The following is a 16,960-nucleotide window of genomic DNA, read 5'->3' on the forward strand; positions in this document are numbered from 1 at the left end:
CGCGGCGTCAGCCCCGTGGCGGCGCGTCCGCCGTCGGGGGCGGCAGCACGACCGTGTCTTCCGGCCCGAGCACGCGCCCGTCCTGCGCGCGCAGCTCCAGCCTCCTGACGGGCAAGCCGTTCTTCCGGTCGACCAGCAGCACGTGGGCCTCGTCCGGCTCGAAGAAGAAATCCTCCCCCCACTGCCGGAGCGCCACGAGCAGCGGAAACAGGCCGCGCCCCTTCTCGGTCAGCACGTATTCCTGGTACGCGCCGCCGTCGGCCGCGGGCACGGCATCCAGGATGCCGTGCGCGACCAGGTTGCGCAGACGGGCGGCCAGGATGTTCTTCGCCAGGCCGAGGCTCTTCTGGAATTCGCCGAACCGGCTCAGGCCGTCGAACGCGTCGCGGACGATCAGCAGCGACCACCAGTCGCCGATCGCGTCCAGCGGGCGCGCGACGCCGCATAAAGAGTCCTGGTGAGTGGTTCGCCTGTTCATCGGTATGTCCTGTCCTGCCGTGCATGCTATCGGTTGCAATATAAAACCCTTAAAGTCAAAAATCAATCGCTTCCGAACGACGTTGCATGACGCGTAATCGCGGCAATTGCAGCGCGCCACGCAGCACGCCTGGCCGCGCCGCATCACATAAAGCACCCAATTTCCCGATTGATCCCGCACATGACCGCCCATCAGTCCGACGGTCCGGCATGACCTGACAACTCTAACGGTTGCAAATTGAAACTACCCGGCCTACGATGCCAATCGGTTTCAATTTGAAACCAAATTGCCTACCCACCCCGACTATCGAAAGGAGCGCCCGATGATCCGGTTCGACGCCACGTTTGGCGGCACTTTTCCGTTCGCCCCGCATTTCGACGACGCGTCCGGTTTCCGGATGCACTACGTGGACGAAGGACCGCGCGACGGCGAGACGGTGCTGTGCCTGCACGGCGAGCCCACCTGGGGCTATCTGTTTCGCCACCTGATCCCGGTGCTGAGCCCCACTCACCGCGTCGTCGTTCCGGATCACATGGGATTCGGAAAAAGCGCAACGCCGCCGGATCGCAGCTACTGGCTGCAGGACCACATCGACAATCTGGAGCGGCTCGTCCTCGCGCTCGACCTCGACCGCGTGACGCTCGTCATGCACGATTTCGGCGGCCCGGTCGGCATGGGGCTTGCCGCCCGCCATCCGCACCGCATCCGCCGGGTCGTGTCGGCGAATGCGCCGACGCCGTTCGGCCAGCCCGACCTCGTCGATCGCATAACGGCGAACGGCCGCGCTTCACCGTGGTTTCGCTGGATCGCCGGCGCGGCGGCGGACGGCAGCCTGGCATCCGTGCTCGGGCAGCTCGGCTTCAACATCCTGAGCACGCTGAAGCTCAACGGCTTCGAGAACCCCGCGATCATCACCGACGACTGGCTCGCCGCCTACGGCGCGCCGTTCGCGAGCCCGGCCGATTGCCTCGGCGCGATCGGCTGGGCGCAAGGGTTCGCCACCGGCGCGCACCGGTTCGAAATGCCGGACGCGGCGACCGTCCGCGCGATCGGCGACAAGCCCGCGCTCGCGATCTGGGGAGAAGCCGACCGCACGCTCGCGGCCGAGCATTTCCTGCCGCTCTTCACCGCGCTGTTCCCGGCAGCGTCCGTCGAGCGGCTCGCGGGCGTCGGCCACTACTGCCTCGAAGACGCCCCGCAGGCCGTCGCCAACCGGATCGCGCAGTTCATCCGGAACACCTGAGCGCGTTTCGCCCGCCCCATCCGCCCCATCCCAACGGAGCCCACCATCATGTCCACCTGCACAGCGCCGGCCCGGCGCGATGCGGTCTCGCCGCTTCACCGCTGGCTGGCGATCGCCGTCCTCGCCGTCGCCACCTTCACCATCGTCGTCACGGAGTTCGCGCCGATCGGGCTCCTGTCGTCGATCGCCGCCGACCTGCACGAGCGTCCGGCAACCGTCGGCCTCATCGTGTCGGCCTACGCGTGGATCGGCGCGGGCAGCGCGCTGCTGTCGGCCGTGCTGCCGAACCACTTTCCCCGCAAACCGCTGCTGATCGGCCTGATGCTGCTGCTCGCGGCGTCGAGCGGCGTGTCCGCCGTCGCGCCCGCGTTCCCGGCGCTGATGCTGGCGCGCATCGCCGGGGCGCTCGCACACGGCGTGTTCTGGGCGATGGTCGCCGCGCTCGCCACGCAGATCGCGCCGCGCGACCGGCTCGGCCTCGCGACCGCCGTCGTGTTCGGCGGCATCTCGATTGCGAGCGTGCTCGGCGTGCCGATCGTCAACGTGATCGGCCAGCACTGGAACTGGCGGGTGGCATTCGGTGCGCTGAGCGGGCTGAGCCTGCTGACGGCGCTGCTGATGGCCGCAGCGTTGCCGACGATCCGGGCCGAGGGCTCGGTCGGCGGCGCGGCGCTCGCCGGGGTGCTGCGCAATCGCGCGCTGTGGATGGCCTACGCGGTCGCGATCTTCACGGTCGCCGCCCACTTCGGCGCGTTCACGTTCATCGAGCCGTATCTGCGGCAAATGCCGGGCGCGGCGCCCTCCGCCGTCGCGCTGCTGCTGTTTGCATTCGGCGCGGCGGGCCTGCTGGGCAACGTGCTGACGGGGCTTGCCATCGACCGTCATTTCAAGACGGTGATCGTGGCGGCGCTGGCGTTCATGTGCGCCGCGCTGATCGGGTTGGGCTGGCTCGTGCCGCGCGCCGGGATGGCGGCGGCGGTGGCGTGCCTGCTCGCCTGGGGCGCCGCGATTTCCGCGTTGTTCGTCGGCATCCAGACGTGGGTGCTGCGCGCGGGCGGCGCGGCCGCGCTACCGGCGTCGGCGCTCTATACGACGGTCTTCAATGGCGCATCCGGCATCGGCGCGATGCTCGGCGCGTCGCTCCTTGCCCGCAGCGGGCTTTCGGCGGTCATGCTCGCGGCGGGCGGCGGCGTCGCGTGCGCCGCGTGCCTCGTGGTCGCGGCCCGCCCGGGACGAAAGACGTGAAGCACGGAGCGGACGCGCGCGGCGCCGGCTGCCTGCACGCGTGCGGCGCCGCCCATCCGGCAGCCGCGCGCACCGCCCCGCGGCATCAGCCGCATGCGCGTCCGCTTGCGCGAACGCGCATGCGTTCGGTCAGTGAATCACCCGCGTCACCCCGCGCCCGCGCGGATCGGCGACCGCCTCGGGCGTCTTGCCGTCGATCTTGATCACCTGGATGTCGCCGCTGAAATCCTGCCCCTTCAGCGTATAGCCGCGCGCCTCGATCTGCTTCGCGAGGTCGCCCTCGATCGGGTGGTACGGCTCCCAGAAGATCGTGTTCGGCGGCAGCAGCTGGTGATGGAAGCGCATCGCGCCGACCGCTTCCTTCAACGGCATCTTGAAGTCGTAGATGTTGTTGATCACCTGGAAGATCGACGTGAAGATCCGCGAGCCGCCCGGCGTGCCGATCACGAGCGACACCTTGCCGTCCCTGGTCAGGATCGTCGGCGACATCGACGACAGCGGGCGCTTCTTCGGCTCGATCGCGTTCGCGTCGCTGCCGACCACCCCGAACATGTTCGCGACGCCCGGCTTCGCGGAGAAATCGTCCATCTCGTCGTTCAGCACGATGCCCGTGCCGTCGGCGATCACGCCCGACCCGAAGTAGCCGTTGATCGTGTACGTGTTCGACACCGCGTTGCCCCACTTGTCGACGACCGAGAAGTGCGTCGTTTCCGCCTTCTCCGGCATCTCCGTGCCGAGGCCCGGCTGCACGCTCTTCGTGTCGGACGGCTCCTTCGGATTCACTTCGGCCGCGCGCTTCGAGATGTAGGCATCGCTGGTCAGCCGCGAGACGGGCACCTTGTAGAAGTCGGGGTCGCCAAGGTATTGCGCGCGATCGGCGAACACGCGCTTCTCGATCTCCGCAACCAGGTGGATGTACTGCGGCGAGTTGAGCGCGACGCCCTCGAAGTCCTGCTTGCGGTCCGCCTTCATCTTCAGCAGCTGCACGAGCCCGATCCCGCCCGAGCTCGGCGGCGGCGCGGTGATCACGCGGTAGCCGTTCCAGCTCGCCTCGACCGGCTGGCGCCACGTCGCGCGGTATTGCGCGAGATCCTCGGTCGTGATCAGCCCGTTGCCGTCGCCGGTCTTCATCGACGCGGCGATCAGCTCGGCCGTCTTGCCTTCATAGAAGCCCTTCGCGCCGCCCTTCGAGATCCGCGTCAGCACGTCGGCGAGATCCGGCTGCTTGAAGTTCACGCCCGCCTTCATCCCGGCGAAGTACTTGTCGAAGTTGGTCTTGCCGCCGAATTCCTTCGACGCGTCGACACCGCGCTGCGCGAGCTGCTCGTCGACGACGAAGCCGTCGCGCGCATAGTGGATCGCCGGCTCGAGCACCTGCTGCCACTTCAGCTTGCCGAAGCGCTTCTGCGCTTCCCACATGCCCGCGACCGTGCCCGGCACGCCGACCGCGCGCGGGCCGTACAGGCTCATGCCCTTGACGACGTTGCCGTCCTTGTCGAGATACATGTCCTTGGTCGCCGCGAGCGGCGCGCGCTCGCGATAGTCGAGGAAGTACGGCTTGCCGTCCTTGTAGATGGTCATGAAGCCGCCGCCGCCGATGTTGCCGGCCTCCGGATACGTGACGGCGAGCGTGAACGCGATCGCGACCGCGGCGTCGATCGCGTTGCCGCCCTCCTTGAAGATCCGCTCCGCGGCATCCGCGCTGTACTTGTCCGCGACCGCGACTGCCGAGCTCGTCAGGATCGCGGGCTGCGGCCCCTTCGCATAGACGGGCGCGTTCGGCAGGAAACCGATGCCGGCCACCGTCGCGAGCGCGATGGCGGATGATTTGAAGCGATTCAGCGTAGTCATTGCATGTCCCCCATGTAGATCTCCTTCAGGCTGGAAAAAGCACCTGATCCGCTTATGGCCGCCGGCGCGCCGACGGCCATGCACCGGCCTCGTAGTATAGGAGGACAAAAAGGGTCAAACACAGCGGCAACGACGAAATGCCCGGAATCCGCATCGCGCACTGCATCGCGGCGCGAAATTCGTCGGACAACCGCCCACGACGCGCGCCGATCTGCGAAGATAGCGCCCCTCGTTTTCGCGCCGCCTCGTTTTTTTCGTCTTTCCGTATGGCATCACACAACGCACATCACGCGAGCGGCTTCGCGGCCGGCCTGATCGCAGCAGTGCTCGTCGCGCAGACCGGCTCGACCGGCCCCTGGCACCTGGGCATCCCCGCCGCATTCGCGGCCGGCGTCGCCGGCGGCACGGCGCCCGACTGGCTCGAGATCGCCTGGTGGAGCCGCAAGCGCCGCCTGTGGATCACGCACCGCACCGTCACGCACTGGGGCGTCGGCTGGGCCGCGCTGCTCGCGCTGGCGTGGCATGCGCTCACCCATCAACCGCACCCGCTGTGGGCCGCGCCGCTGTTCGGCTTTGCGTGCGGCGGCCTGATGCACCTGCTCGCCGACTGGCCCAACCCGCTCGGCGTGCCGTGGATCTGGCGGCGGCATTCGCTCAAGCTGTGGAACAGCGGGAACTGCGACCTGATCGTCGTCGCCGCCGCATGGGGCGGCGCGCTGTGGCTCGCGCAGTCGGTGTGGACGCGCGCGCCGGCGCTGCAGCACTGGCTTGGGTGGCTGCATCGCGTGTAGCGGTTTCCGGCGCGCGCGCGGCGCGTCTGGCACACTGACGGTTCGCGCGCGCCGTGCGGCATCGGCGCGCTTGCACCCCGATTGAGCCCTGCTTGAGCCCTGCTTGAGCCCTATTTCGCCGCTTCGATGGACGTCACCGCCACCCGCCCCGCCGCCAGCGTGCTCGACGTGTTCCACCCCGCCGTCGCCGCGTGGTTCCAGCGCACGTTCGCCGCGCCGACCGGCGCGCAGGCGCTCGCGTGGCCGCACATCAAGGCCGGCCGCTCGACGCTCGTCGCGGCGCCGACCGGTTCCGGCAAGACGCTCACCGCGTTCCTCTGCGCGATCGACGATCTCGTGCGCGACGCGCTCGCGCACGACGGCACGCTGCCGGACGCGACACTCGTCGTCTACGTGTCGCCGCTGAAGGCGTTGTCGAACGACATCCACGTGAACCTCGACGCGCCGCTCGCCGGCATCGCCGAATCGCTCGCGCGGCTCGGCCTGCCGGTGCCCGCGATCCGCACCGCGGTGCGCACCGGCGACACCACGCAGGCCGAGCGCGCCGCGCTGCGCAAGCGCGCGCCGCACATCCTGGTGACGACGCCGGAATCGCTGTACGTGCTGCTGTCGTCGACGTCGGGCCGCCATATGCTGTCGAGCGTGCGGTCCGTGATCGTCGACGAAATCCACGCGCTCGCAAACAGCAAACGCGGCAGCCATCTCGCGCTGTCGCTCGAACGGCTCGACGCGTTGACCGGACGCGCGCTGCCGCGCATCGGCCTGTCGGCGACGCAAAAGCCGATCGACGCGGTCGCGCGCTTCCTGGTCGGCGGGCCCGCCGACGCGCCGCGCGACTGCACGGTCGTCGACACGGGCCACGCGCGCGAGCGCGATCTGGCGCTGGAGCTGCCGAACGTGCCGCTCGAACCGGTGATGGCGACCGACGTGTGGGAACAGGTGTACGACCGGATCGCCGGGCTTGCCGCCGCGCACCGCACGACGCTCGTGTTCGTCAACACGCGGCGCACCGCCGAGCGCATGGCCCGCCATCTCGCCGACCGGCTCGGCAAGGACGCGATCGCCGCGCATCACGGCAGCCTCGCGAAAGAGCACCGCTTCGACGCCGAACAGCGGCTGAAGCGCGGCGAGCTGAAGCTGCTCGTCGCGACCGCGTCGCTGGAACTGGGGATCGACATCGGCGACGTCGATCTCGTCTGCCAGGTCGGCTCGCCGCGGGGCATCGCGCCGTTCCTGCAGCGCGTCGGCCGCTCGGGGCACCACGTCGGCGGCGTGCCGAAGGGGCGCCTCTTCCCGCTGTCGCGCGACGAGCTCGTCGAATGCGCGGCGCTGCTCGACTGCGTGCGGCGCGGCGAGCTCGACACGCTGCGAATACCCGAGGCGCCGCTCGACGTGCTCGCGCAGCAGATCGTCGCCGAGGTCGCATGCGCCGAATGGCGGGAAGACGCGCTGTACCGAAGCTTCACGCAGGCCGCGCCCTATGCGCGCCTGTCCCGCGAGCGCTTCGACGACGTGATGAGGATGCTGGCCGAAGGCTTCACCACCCGGCGCGGCGTGCGCGCGGCGTACCTGCACCGCGACGTGGTCGGCGGCACGGTGCGCGGGCGGCGCAACGCGATGATGACCGCGACGACGTCCGGCGGCACGATCCCCGACATGGCCGACTACGCGGTGCTCCTCGAGCCGCAGGGCATCCAGGTCGGCACCGTCAACGAGGATTTCGCGATCGAGAGCCTGGCCGGCGACGTGTTCCAGCTCGGCAACCAGTCGTACCGGATCATCCGCGTCGAGACGGGCCGCGTGCGCGTCGAGGATGCGCAGGGCCAGTCGCCGAACATTCCGTTCTGGCTCGGCGAGGCGCCGGGCCGCAGCGACGAGTTGTCGGCCGCGGTCGGCCGGCTGCGCGCGCGGCTCGACGCGCTGTTCGCCGAGGGCGACCGGCAGGCGGGCGCCGGCGCCGCCGAGCACCGTCTCGCGCCCGCGCTGCGCTGGCTCGTCGACGCGCTGCAGTTGTCGCCCGACGCCGCGCGACAGATCGTCGACTACCTGGCGCGCAGCCGCGCGGCGCTCGGCACGCTGCCGACGCAGGACACGCTCGTGATGGAGCGCTTCTTCGACGAATCGGGCGGCACGCAGCTCGTGATCCATTCGCCGTTCGGCAGCCGCATCAACCGCGCATGGGGGCTCGCGCTGCGCAAGCGCTTCTGCCGCGCGTTCAATTTCGAGCTGCAGGCCGCCGCGACCGACGACGCGATCATCCTGTCGCTGTCGCTCGCGCACAGCTTCGCGCTCGACGAGGTGTGGCGCTACCTGCGCGCGGCGAGCGCCGAGCACGTGCTGGTGCAGGCGCTGCTCGACGCGCCGCTGTTCGGCGTGCGCTGGCGCTGGAACGCGACGACGGCGCTCGCGCTGCCGCGCTTCACCGGCGGCAAGCGGACCGCGCCGCAACTGCAGCGGATGAAGAGCGAGGACCTGCTCGCGACCGTGTTCCCCGATCAGGTCGCGTGTCTCGAGAACATCGTCGGCGAGCGCGAGATTCCATCGCATCCGCTCGTCGACCAGACGCTCGACGACTGCCTGCACGACGCGATGGACACCGACGGCTGGCTCGCGCTGCTGCACCGGATCGAAGGCGGCGCGATCGAGCTGGTCGCGCGCGACCTGCCCGCGCCGTCGCCGCTCGCGGCCGAGATCCTCAACGCGAAGCCGTACGCGTTCCTCGACGACGCGCCGCTCGAGGAGCGCCGCACGCAGGCGGTGCAGGCGCGCCGCTGGAGCGACCCCGAATCCGCCGACGATCTCGGCGCGCTCGACGCCGACGCGATCGCCGCGGTGCGCGATGAAGCATGGCCGCTCGTGCGCGACGCGGACGAAATGCACGAGGCGCTGCTCACCCTGGCCTGCGTCGCCGACGACGAAGCGCGCGCGCATGACGGCTGGCCCGCATGGCTCGCGGAACTGGCCGAGCGCCGCCGCGCGACGAAGCTGGTCACGCCGGGCGGCGCGGCGCTGTGGGTGCCGGTCGAACGGCTCGTCTGCCTGCGCGCGCTGCATCCGGACGCACGCTGCACGCCCGCGTTGAAAGTGCCGGCCGCTTGCGCCGATCCATGGGAAGCAGACGCTGCGCTCGTCGACGTGATCCGCGCGCGGCTGACCGGCTTCGGGCCGCTCGCGCTCGACGCGATCGCGCGGCCGCTCGGCCTGCCCGTCGCGACGGTCGCGACCGCCCTCGCCGCGCTCGAGCAGGAAGGCTACGTGATGCGCGGCCGGTTTGCGCCGGCCGCGGCCGGCGACGAATGGTGCGAACGCCATCTGCTTGCGCGCATCCACCGCTACACGGTGAAGCGCCTGCGTCGCGAAATCGAGCCGGTCGAGCGCGCCGATTTCATGCGGTTCCTGTTTCACTGGCAGCATCTGACGCCGGATACCCGCGACGCCGGCCGCGACGCGCTCGCCGCCGTCGTCGAGCAGCTCGAAGGCTACGAAGCGGCCGCGAGCGCATGGGAAGACGCGCTGCTGCCCGCGCGGCTGGCCGACTACATGACCGGCGGGCTCGACGAGCTGTGCCGTTCCGGCAAGCTGGTGTGGACCCGCATCGGCGCGCCGGCGCGCGCGGCGGGCACGCCCGTGAAGACGACGCCGATCGTGCTGCTGCCGCGCCGCGATCTCGCCGCGTGGCAGGCGCTGCGCGACCCGGCCGCGCAACCTGCGCTGTCGGCGCGCGCGGCGCAGGTGCGCGACGCGCTCGCCGCGCATGGCGCGATGTTCTTCGACGAACTGCTCGGCGACCTGCACATGCTGCCCGTCGAACTCGAACAGGCGCTCGGCGAACTCGTGTCGTCGGGCCTCGTGAACGCGGACAGCTTCGCGGGGCTGCGCGCGCTGCTGAAGCCGGCGGTCAAGCGCAGCGCCACCCATGCGCCGCGCACCCGGCGCGGCGGCGCGCTGATCGGCGGCATGGACGACGCCGGACGCTGGGCGCTCGTGCAGCGTCCCGCGCCGCCCGCCGACACGCCGCAGCGTCAGCCGGCGCGCACGCTCGCCGCGACCGATCCCGAGGCGCTCGAACACATCGCATGGACGCTGCTGCGCCGCTACGGCGTCGTGTTCTGGCGGCTGCTCGAACGCGAAGCGGACTGGCTGCCGGGCTGGCGTGAGCTGGTGCGCGTGCTGCAGCGGCTGGAAGCGCGCGGCGAAATTCGCGGCGGCCGCTTCGTCGCCGGGCTGGCGGGCGAACAGTTCGCACTGCCCGAAGCGATCCCGATCCTGCGCGAGCTGCGGCGGCAGCCGGGCAGCGGCCAGTTCGTCTGCGTGACGGGCGCCGATCCGCTGAACCTCGCCGGCACGCTGCTGCCCGGCGACAAGGTGCCCGCGCTGGCCGGCAATCGCGTGCTGTTCCGCGACGGCGTGCCGGTCGCTTCGCTCGTCGCCGGCGCATTCCACTACGCGCCCGACCTGTCGCCCGCCGCGCGCGAGGACGCGCGCGTGCGGCTCGCGCGCCGCTCCTGACATCCGCTGACTACTGGCCGCACGCACGGAGGCGGACGTTCCGCTACCATCGGGCGTTCTGCCGCGCCGGCTTCCGGCGCCGATCCCAACGATTCCGGAGACATCCCTACATGCGTTCCTCGGCCGACCCGCACGTCGCGTCGTCAACTCCCGCTCGTCACGCCGGCTCGCTGACGATTTTCCAGGGCGCCGCGCTATACATCGGCGCAGTGCTCGGCACCGGCGTCATTGCGCTGCCCGCGCTCGCCGCCGACGTCGCCGGTCCCGCCTCGCTGCTCGCGTGGGCGGCGCTCGTCGTGCTGTCCGCGCCGCTCGCGGCCACGTTCGCGGCGCTCGGCGCGCGCTTCCCCGATGCCGGCGGCGTTTCGACCTACGCGCGCCGCGCGTTCGGGCCGAAGGCCGCGGCGGTCGTCGGCTGGTGCTTCTACTTCGCGGTGCCCGCTGGCGCGCCGGCCGCGGCGATGTTCGGCGGCGCATACGTCGCGGCCGTGACAGGCGGCGGCCATGCGACGGTCGTCGTCACGGCCGCCGTGCTGATCGCGATCGTGGCGGCGGCCAACGCATTCGGCGTCACCGTGTCGGGGCGGATGCAGCTCGTGCTGTCCGCGCTGCTCGTGACGCTGCTGCTCGCCGCCGTGCTCGCATCGGCCCCGCATGCGCGCACGTCGAATCTCCAGCCGTTCGCGCCGCACGGCTGGCTCGCGATCGGGCAGGCGGCCGCGCTGCTGGTCTGGAGCTTCGCCGGCTGGGAAGCGATCACGCATCTTGCGGCCGAATTCCGCCGCCCCGCGCACGACATGCCGCGTTCGGCCGGCATCGCGGTCGTGGTGGTCGGGCTGCTGTATCTGTCGGTGGCGGCGGCAAGCGTGACGGTGCTCGGCCCGTCCGCGGGCGCGTCCGGCGCGCCGCTCGCGGAGCTGATCGCACGCGGCATCGGCGCTCACGCGCAGGTGCTGGCCGCCGCAGGCGCGCTGCTGTTGACGCTCGGCACGATGAACGCGTATTTCGCGGGCGCGGCCAAGCTGGGTGCGGCGCTCGGACGCGACGGCGCGCTGCCGGCCTGGCTCGCGCAGGGCAGCCAGGTCGGCGGCGTGCCGCGCCGCAGCCTCGCCGTGATCGCCACGCTCGCGGCGCTTGCGCTGGTTGCGACGACGCTCGCCGGCGTGGGGCCGAAGCCGCTGGTGCTCGTCACGTCCGGCTGCTTCGTGATGGTGTACGGGCTGGGTGCCGCGGCGGCGCTGAAACTGCTGCCGCGCGGCGGCATCGCGCATCGCTGCGCGTGGATCTCGCTGGTTGCGGTCGCCGGATTGTTCCTGACGACCGGGTGGTATCTCGTCTGGCCGCTGCTGCTGGCGGGCGCGGCGCTGCTCTATCTGCGGGTGGCCGGCCGCAGCCGCTGACTCACGCCGGCACCAGCTCGAAGCTCAACCGCTTGCCGAGCGCCGCGGCAGCGCTCGCGAGCGTCGTCAGCGTGAGGCTCGTGTCGGTTTCGTCGAGCAGGCGGTTGAGCGCCGCGCGGCTGGTTTTCATCCGCGCGGCCATCGCGGTCTTCGTGATGTGCTGCGCCTTCATCTCCTGCCCGATCTGCCACGCGATCACCCGCTTGATGGCGGTCGCGGTGACCTCCTCGAGGATGCCCTCCTCTTCGAGGAAAGCGTCGAAGTCACTGCCGATGTGGCGGTTGTTCGTGGTCGTCATGTCGTACTCCATAGCTTTGCGTTGCCCGCTGCCCGGTCGTCCTTGATGGCACCAACCGGCACCGCATACGCGGAATTCAGATGCCGTTGCTCACGGCTTTCAGTCGAGACCTTGCGACGTCGAGATCGTCTGGCGGTGTGGTCGGCGACTTCTTGATGAACCCGTGCAACAGGACCATCGTATCGTCGACGACGGTGAAGAAGACTCGCGCGATTCGCGTCGGAAGCGTAACCCGGATCTCCCACAGATCCTTCGACATCTTCCGAACCAACGGCATGCCAAGCGGCCAGCCGAGTTGAACCGTCCTGATCTCCTCTCCGATCGCCCTCCGCTCCGCCGGCTCGAGACCCTTGAGCCATTCGCGGACCGGTTCGTTTCCACCGACCGTGCCGAAGAACCGCACGGCCAGCGTCGCCTGCAATTGCTGTCTCGCCATCGTCTTGCCGCCTATCGTACCAAAATTGGTACGATAGGCCAAGCGCGACGAAAGCGAACCTCAGCCGACCGGCCAATCTCCCGCGTCCGGTTCGCGCAGCGCGTCAGCGCGGCTTTGCCGCGTTACTGCCGCGCGTGCGCCGCCGGCCGCGTTGCGATGCCTCCCCCGGCCGCCCGTCACCTAACCGTGCCCGCGCGATTTCCCGCACCGCGTCGATCAGCGTGCGCGCGACGGGTGATGGCTCGGCATCGGTGCGAAGGATCAGCCCGACCGGCTCGTCGGTGCCGGCCGACGGCAGCGGCAGACGCGCGAGCGCACCGGTCGACAGGTCGTATTCGGCCGCGTACTGCGGCACGAACCAGACCGCGTCGTTCTCGAGCGCGAGCGCGCGCGCGACCGACACGGACAGCACTTCGATGAACGCATCCAGCGGCGGCGCGCCGCACGCGCCGAGCAGCTGCTCGGCCGATTGCCGGATCAGCGTGCCGTACGGCGGCAGCACGACCGGGTAGCGCGCAAGCTCGGCGGCCGGCGCGGCGCTCGCCATCAGCGGATGCCCGGCGCGCACGACGGCGACGAGCGGCTCGTTGTACAACTGCTCGAACGCGAGCCCGACCATCCGCTCCGGCTCCGACAGCCGCCCGATCGCGCACTCGATCGCGCCCGCCTTCAGGCGTTCGAGCAGCTCGGCATTCGCGGCGGTCGCGAGCCGCACGACGACGCGCGGCCAGCGCACGGCAAGCGCCTTCATCAACGCCGGCGCGAGCGACGCCGCAACGGTCGGCAGCATCCCGATCTCGAGCGTCGCCACCGCGCCGCCGCCCTCGTGCGCCAGCAGCCCGACGCCTTGCCGCAGCGCGAGCACGCACGCGTTCGCATGCGGCATGAAAAGCTGCGCTTCGCGCGTCGGGCGCGCGCCCTGCCGGCTGCGCTCGAACAGCCTGACGCCGAGGATGGACTCCAGCTCGGCGATCGTCTTCGAGACGGCCGGCTGCGTGATCGACAGGCTCTCGGCCGCCTTCTGCACGCCCCCCAACTGCGCGACCGCGAGGAAACACTGCAGGTGCCGGAACTTGACGCGGCCATCGGCGATACGGTTAGCCATAACAGACGGTTATGCGAATGACGGTGAATTGCCATTTTGCATAACTTTTCGGGTACTCCCAAGCCCTGCCTTCCGACTTTCGTCGTTCGGTCTCCGCCTGCCGCCGCCCCATCACGCCGCCCGCCGCAGCGCCTCGAAGCCGGCCGGCTCCCAGATCCGCTTCGCGATCAGCAACCCGGTGCCGTGCTTCTGCCCCAGCGGCGCGGACGACGATTCCGCATGCAGCGCGGCCGCCTTGCCACGCAGCCGGCGCAACTCCTGTTCGAGCTCCGCGGCGGCCGCCTCGGTCAGCATCCCCTGCGAGAACGTCATCGTCTCGCCGGGGCCGTCGAAGCGGCTGTCGAGGAAATCACCGAGCGCATGCGCGTGGAAGTAGCGACGGATCGGGCCGCCCGGCAGCCAGTCGAAGTCGCGCGCGACGCGCACGCGGATCCGGTCGCCCGGCAGCAGCGCGACCACGTTCATCCGGTCGAGCATCAGCAGGTACTTCAGGCATTCGGCCTTCGTCACGCGATAGGCCGCGATGATGTCGTCCACGGTCCAGTAATTGATCGCGCAGACGGCGACCAGCAGCAGCTTCTCGTCCGAGACGAGCAGCGCTTCCTGCTGTTCGGTCAGCATGTGCAGCCGCGGCGCGGACGCCGACGCTTCCTGCACGAGCTCGGCGAGCGTGTAGCCGAGCAGTTCGCCGATCTGGACGACGCGCTCGAGCGTGAAGCGCTCGCTCGCGAACAGGCGCTTCACGCTTGTCTCGGACACCGCGAGCGAACGGGCGACGTCGCGGTAAGTCATGCCCTGCGCCTTCAGCAGGCGCTTCAGCGTGTCGATGAGCTGGGCGGTTTCGGTCATGGTTGGTATTGAAAAATGATGCTTCAGGTGAAATTCCAGGCTACCGGCGCGTACTGTCGCACGGTTCCTGATACTTGTCTGCATAATCCTCTCCGACCTGTCACTGATCGACGGAGATGCGATGACCACCCGAACCGAAACCGCCGCAACCGCCCCGCATCGCGCCGCACCGCGCGACGCCCGCGAAACCGATCGCGCATTGCCGCTCGCGACCGTGCGCACGCTCGCCGCCGGCGCGCACATCGGGGATCTCGCGTTCATCCGCGTGCCGGTGCGCCCGTTCCGCGAAGTGGCGGACGCGACGGGGACGTGGACCAACCATGTCGGGATCGTCGTCGACACGTCGGGCGCGGAACCCGTGGTCGCGGAGAGCACGTTTCCGTGGGCGAAGCTGACGCCGCTCACGCGCTTCGTGCAACGCTCCGAAGGCGGCCGCGTCGCGCTGGCGCGGCTCGCGACGCCGCCGACCGCTGACGAGCAGCGCCGCATGCAGGCCGCCGCCGAACAGCGGATCGGCACGCTGTACGACACCGGCTTCAACCTGCGCTCGCGGCGCCAGTTCTGCTCGCGCTACGTGCGCGAGGTGCTCGGCGACGCGACGGGCGTCGAGATCGGCGACGTCGAGACGTTCTCGACGCTGCTCGCGCGCCGCCCCGACGCGAAGCTCGGGTTCTGGCGGCTGTGGTATTTCGGGCGCATTCCGTGGGCCCGCGAGACGGTCACGCCCGCGAGCCTGCTGCGCTGCGACCGGCTGACGCTCGAATTCGACGGGATCGTGTTCGATCCGCGCCGCGCCTGACGCGCCGGATACTTCGAGCGCGACGCAGACCACACAGGACAACCACAAGAAAAATGACAAACAAGCAGCGACGGGCTGGCTGGAGGGCCGTGCAACGTTCGTCACCGACGATACGCGAGCCCGATCGCTTTATCCGCCGGAGCGGCAGCCGCCGCCCGGCGTTTTTTTCATTGGCGGAGCGCACGTGACGCCCGCTGCATCCCGAATCCCCGCGCCATCGGCTCACATAACAATTCGTTATGCGTCCCGCGAAAAAACGTCATTTTGCATAACTTTCCGGATTGGCTAAAGTCCTGCCATCCCCTCTCTCGAAAACCTATCAGGAGACGCCCGATGGATTCCCCCACGATCCTCACCCCGCGCGACTGGCCGTCGCATCCCGCGTACATCCATCCCGAATACCGCTCGTCGGTGAAGCGCGGTCCCACCCGGCCGCTGATTCCGCTGAAGGAGAAGCTGCGCGACCAGTACGCGCCCGTGTACGGCGCCGAAGATCTCGGCGCGCTCGATCACGACCTGACGAAGAACGCGGTGAAGAACGGCGAGCCGCTCGGCGAGCGCATCGTCGTCACGGGCCGCGTGGTCGACGAAGGCGGCAAGCCGGTCCGCAACACGCTCGTCGAGGTCTGGCAGGCGAACGCCGCCGGCCGCTACGTGCACAAGGTCGACCAGCACGACGCGCCGCTCGACCCGAACTTCCTCGGCGCGGGCCGCTGCCTGACCGACGACGAAGGCCGCTACCGCTTCCTGACGATCAAGCCGGGCGCGTATCCGTGGGGCAATCACCCGAACGCGTGGCGTCCGAATCACATCCACTTCTCGCTGTTCGGCGACTACTTCGGCTCGCGCCTCGTCACGCAGATGTATTTCCCCGGCGATCCGCTGCTCGCGCACGACCCGATCTTCCAGGGCACGCCCGAAGCGGCGCGCGACCGGCTGATCTCGCGTTTCTCGCTGGACATCACCGAAGAAGGCTATGCGCTCGGCTACGAATTCGACATCGTGCTGCGCGGCCGCGACGCCACCCCGATGGAGCGCTGAACCATGACGACGCTGAAACAAACCCCTTCGCAGACGGTCGGCCCGTACTTCGCTTACGGCCTGTGCCCGCAGCAGTACAACTACGATCTGAAGAGCCTGTTCACGCCGACGATCGCCGCGCCGCACGCGGCGGGCGAACACGTGCTGCTGGTCGGCCAGGTATTCGACGGCGACGGCAACGTCGTCAGCGACGCGGTGCTCGAATTCACGCAAGTCGACGGCGCGGGCCGCTACCCGGCATCGCGCGACGACATCGCGCAGACCGGTTTCACGGGCTTCGCGCGGGTCGGCACCGGCACCGACGCGCAACATCGCTTCGTCGTCGAAACGGTCAAGCCGGGCCGGACCGCCGCCGACGACGACGCGCCGCACGTCAACGTGACGGTGATGATGCGCGGGATCCTCAGCCATGCGTTCACCCGCGTGTACTTCGACGACGAAGCGGCGGCCAACGCGGCCGATCCGGTGCTGAACGCGGTGCCGGCCGAGCGCCGCGCGACGCTCGTCGCCAAGCGCGAAACGCAGCCGGGCGGCCCGACGATCTACCGCTTCGACATCCGCATGCAGGGTCCGGCGGAAACGGTGTTCTTCGACGTCTGAGCGACGCGCCGGCGCAGGCCGGCCTCGCGCTTGCCCCGCCGCCGCGCGTGGCGATGCGTTCCGCATCGTCGCGCGCGGCGGTTTCGTTTCGTCGACGGCAGCACGACGTCATTCGGCGAACGCCGAATTGCGCGGAAACGGAAAGTCAGATGAAAGGCCGCACAGCCCCGCCAAACGGGGCTCTGGCGAGAATTGCAAACGTTTGCAGAGATTCCTCTTGCGCGTTATGCGGCATAGCCTATGCTATCGGCATTCGACGGACAATATTGCATCACTGCGGGCAATAATCCCGTCCAGTATGCGCTGCCGCTCAAC

At 69.8% G+C, this 16,960-nt stretch carries 14 protein-coding genes; 8 read left to right on the forward strand and 6 right to left on the reverse strand.

The annotated features are described in order from the left end of the window. Nucleotides 1-7: 7 nt before the first annotated feature. A complete protein-coding gene (locus ACFIMZ_RS28440; RefSeq protein WP_431822799.1) occupies nucleotides 8-478 on the reverse strand; it encodes a winged helix-turn-helix transcriptional regulator in 471 nt (156 codons plus the stop codon). A 322-nt stretch (nucleotides 479-800) separates the two neighbouring features. Here ACFIMZ_RS28440 and ACFIMZ_RS28445 point away from each other — a divergent pair, with 322 nt between their 5' ends. Together ACFIMZ_RS28445 and ACFIMZ_RS28450 are read left to right on the forward strand one after the other, a co-directional pair. Then, on the forward strand, nucleotides 801-1,721 hold the full coding sequence (locus ACFIMZ_RS28445) for an alpha/beta fold hydrolase (RefSeq protein ID WP_431822800.1): 921 nt from the start codon (nucleotides 801-803) through the stop codon (nucleotides 1,719-1,721). A 48-nt stretch (nucleotides 1,722-1,769) separates the two neighbouring features. Further along, nucleotides 1,770-2,966 (forward strand): MFS transporter, encoded by a 1,197-nt coding sequence (locus ACFIMZ_RS28450; protein ID WP_431822801.1) that lies wholly within the window; start codon nucleotides 1,770-1,772, stop codon nucleotides 2,964-2,966. 129 nt (nucleotides 2,967-3,095) lie between these two features. Here ACFIMZ_RS28450 and ggt read toward each other — a convergent pair whose 3' ends face one another. After that, on the reverse strand, nucleotides 3,096-4,817 hold the full coding sequence (gene ggt / locus ACFIMZ_RS28455) for a gamma-glutamyltransferase (RefSeq protein ID WP_431822802.1): 1,722 nt from the start codon (nucleotides 4,815-4,817) through the stop codon (nucleotides 3,096-3,098). 266 nt (nucleotides 4,818-5,083) lie between these two features. On the opposite strand from ggt, the gene ACFIMZ_RS28460 reads away from it, so the two are divergent. The 3 genes from ACFIMZ_RS28460 to ACFIMZ_RS28470 all read left to right on the forward strand — a co-directional run bounded on the left by ACFIMZ_RS28460 (nucleotide 5,084) and on the right by ACFIMZ_RS28470 (nucleotide 11,517). Beyond that, nucleotides 5,084-5,608 carry a metal-dependent hydrolase gene (locus ACFIMZ_RS28460; protein ID WP_431822803.1) on the forward strand — a complete coding sequence of 175 codons (525 nt, stop codon included), beginning with the start codon at nucleotides 5,084-5,086 and terminating at the stop codon, nucleotides 5,606-5,608. 126 nt (nucleotides 5,609-5,734) lie between these two features. After that, nucleotides 5,735-10,117: an Lhr family helicase gene (locus tag ACFIMZ_RS28465; RefSeq protein WP_431822804.1), complete on the forward strand. Its 4,383-nt coding sequence runs from the start codon at nucleotides 5,735-5,737 to the stop codon at nucleotides 10,115-10,117. Between the two features lie 110 nt (nucleotides 10,118-10,227). Continuing rightward, complete coding sequence (locus ACFIMZ_RS28470; RefSeq protein WP_431822805.1) at nucleotides 10,228-11,517, forward strand: APC family permease; 1,290 nt, start codon at nucleotides 10,228-10,230, stop codon at nucleotides 11,515-11,517. A gap of 1 nt (nucleotide 11,518) precedes the next feature. On the opposite strand, the gene ACFIMZ_RS28475 is transcribed toward ACFIMZ_RS28470, so the two are convergent. From ACFIMZ_RS28475 to ACFIMZ_RS28490, 4 genes are all read right to left on the reverse strand, one after another. Next, nucleotides 11,519-11,815, reverse strand: coding sequence for a Fis family transcriptional regulator (locus tag ACFIMZ_RS28475; RefSeq protein ID WP_431822806.1), 297 nt, complete (start codon nucleotides 11,813-11,815; stop codon nucleotides 11,519-11,521). Nucleotides 11,816-11,891: 76 nt separating this feature from the next. After that, entirely contained in the window at nucleotides 11,892-12,251 is a 360-nt protein-coding gene (locus ACFIMZ_RS28480) for a type II toxin-antitoxin system RelE/ParE family toxin (protein ID WP_431825388.1), read from the reverse strand. A gap of 103 nt (nucleotides 12,252-12,354) precedes the next feature. Further along, complete coding sequence (gene pcaQ, locus ACFIMZ_RS28485) at nucleotides 12,355-13,356, reverse strand: pca operon transcription factor PcaQ (protein WP_431822807.1); 1,002 nt, start codon at nucleotides 13,354-13,356, stop codon at nucleotides 12,355-12,357. Nucleotides 13,357-13,467: 111 nt separating this feature from the next. Next, on the reverse strand, nucleotides 13,468-14,205 hold the full coding sequence (locus ACFIMZ_RS28490; RefSeq protein ID WP_431822808.1) for a helix-turn-helix domain-containing protein: 738 nt from the start codon (nucleotides 14,203-14,205) through the stop codon (nucleotides 13,468-13,470). A gap of 121 nt (nucleotides 14,206-14,326) precedes the next feature. On the opposite strand from ACFIMZ_RS28490, the gene ACFIMZ_RS28495 reads away from it, so the two are divergent. The 3 genes from ACFIMZ_RS28495 (at nucleotide 14,327) to pcaG (ending at nucleotide 16,645) form a co-directional block, all read left to right on the forward strand. After that, the gene (locus tag ACFIMZ_RS28495) at nucleotides 14,327-15,004 is read left to right on the forward strand and encodes a YebB family permuted papain-like enzyme (protein ID WP_431822809.1); all 678 of its coding nucleotides are present in this window, start codon (nucleotides 14,327-14,329) and stop codon (nucleotides 15,002-15,004) included. Nucleotides 15,005-15,337: 333 nt separating this feature from the next. Next, nucleotides 15,338-16,045: a protocatechuate 3,4-dioxygenase subunit beta gene (pcaH, locus tag ACFIMZ_RS28500; RefSeq protein WP_431822810.1), complete on the forward strand. Its 708-nt coding sequence runs from the start codon at nucleotides 15,338-15,340 to the stop codon at nucleotides 16,043-16,045. A gap of 3 nt (nucleotides 16,046-16,048) precedes the next feature. Then, nucleotides 16,049-16,645 carry a protocatechuate 3,4-dioxygenase subunit alpha gene (gene pcaG / locus ACFIMZ_RS28505; RefSeq protein WP_431822811.1) on the forward strand — a complete coding sequence of 199 codons (597 nt, stop codon included), beginning with the start codon at nucleotides 16,049-16,051 and terminating at the stop codon, nucleotides 16,643-16,645. Nucleotides 16,646-16,960: the final 315 nt, after the last annotated feature.

Source organism: Burkholderia sp. F1 (assembly GCF_050813845.1).
Classification (GTDB): Bacteria; Pseudomonadota; Gammaproteobacteria; order Burkholderiales; family Burkholderiaceae; genus Burkholderia; species Burkholderia ubonensis.

What these genes read in the sequence shown, in the direction of transcription:
- ACFIMZ_RS28440 (WP_431822799.1), bottom strand. Translation starts at nt 478, where the DNA reads ATGAACAGGCGAACCACTCACCAGGACTCTTTATGCGGCGTCGCGCGC.
- ACFIMZ_RS28445 (WP_431822800.1), top strand. Translation starts at nt 801, where the DNA reads ATGATCCGGTTCGACGCCACGTTTGGCGGCACTTTTCCGTTCGCCCCG.
- ACFIMZ_RS28450 (WP_431822801.1), top strand. Translation starts at nt 1,770, where the DNA reads ATGTCCACCTGCACAGCGCCGGCCCGGCGCGATGCGGTCTCGCCGCTT.
- ggt (WP_431822802.1), bottom strand. Translation starts at nt 4,817, where the DNA reads ATGACTACGCTGAATCGCTTCAAATCATCCGCCATCGCGCTCGCGACG.
- ACFIMZ_RS28460 (WP_431822803.1), top strand. Translation starts at nt 5,084, where the DNA reads ATGGCATCACACAACGCACATCACGCGAGCGGCTTCGCGGCCGGCCTG.
- ACFIMZ_RS28465 (WP_431822804.1), top strand. Translation starts at nt 5,735, where the DNA reads ATGGACGTCACCGCCACCCGCCCCGCCGCCAGCGTGCTCGACGTGTTC.
- ACFIMZ_RS28470 (WP_431822805.1), top strand. Translation starts at nt 10,228, where the DNA reads ATGCGTTCCTCGGCCGACCCGCACGTCGCGTCGTCAACTCCCGCTCGT.
- ACFIMZ_RS28475 (WP_431822806.1), bottom strand. Translation starts at nt 11,815, where the DNA reads ATGACGACCACGAACAACCGCCACATCGGCAGTGACTTCGACGCTTTC.
- ACFIMZ_RS28480 (WP_431825388.1), bottom strand. Translation starts at nt 12,251, where the DNA reads ATGGCGAGACAGCAATTGCAGGCGACGCTGGCCGTGCGGTTCTTCGGC.
- pcaQ (WP_431822807.1), bottom strand. Translation starts at nt 13,356, where the DNA reads ATGGCTAACCGTATCGCCGATGGCCGCGTCAAGTTCCGGCACCTGCAG.
- ACFIMZ_RS28490 (WP_431822808.1), bottom strand. Translation starts at nt 14,205, where the DNA reads ATGACCGAAACCGCCCAGCTCATCGACACGCTGAAGCGCCTGCTGAAG.
- ACFIMZ_RS28495 (WP_431822809.1), top strand. Translation starts at nt 14,327, where the DNA reads ATGACCACCCGAACCGAAACCGCCGCAACCGCCCCGCATCGCGCCGCA.
- pcaH (WP_431822810.1), top strand. Translation starts at nt 15,338, where the DNA reads ATGGATTCCCCCACGATCCTCACCCCGCGCGACTGGCCGTCGCATCCC.
- pcaG (WP_431822811.1), top strand. Translation starts at nt 16,049, where the DNA reads ATGACGACGCTGAAACAAACCCCTTCGCAGACGGTCGGCCCGTACTTC.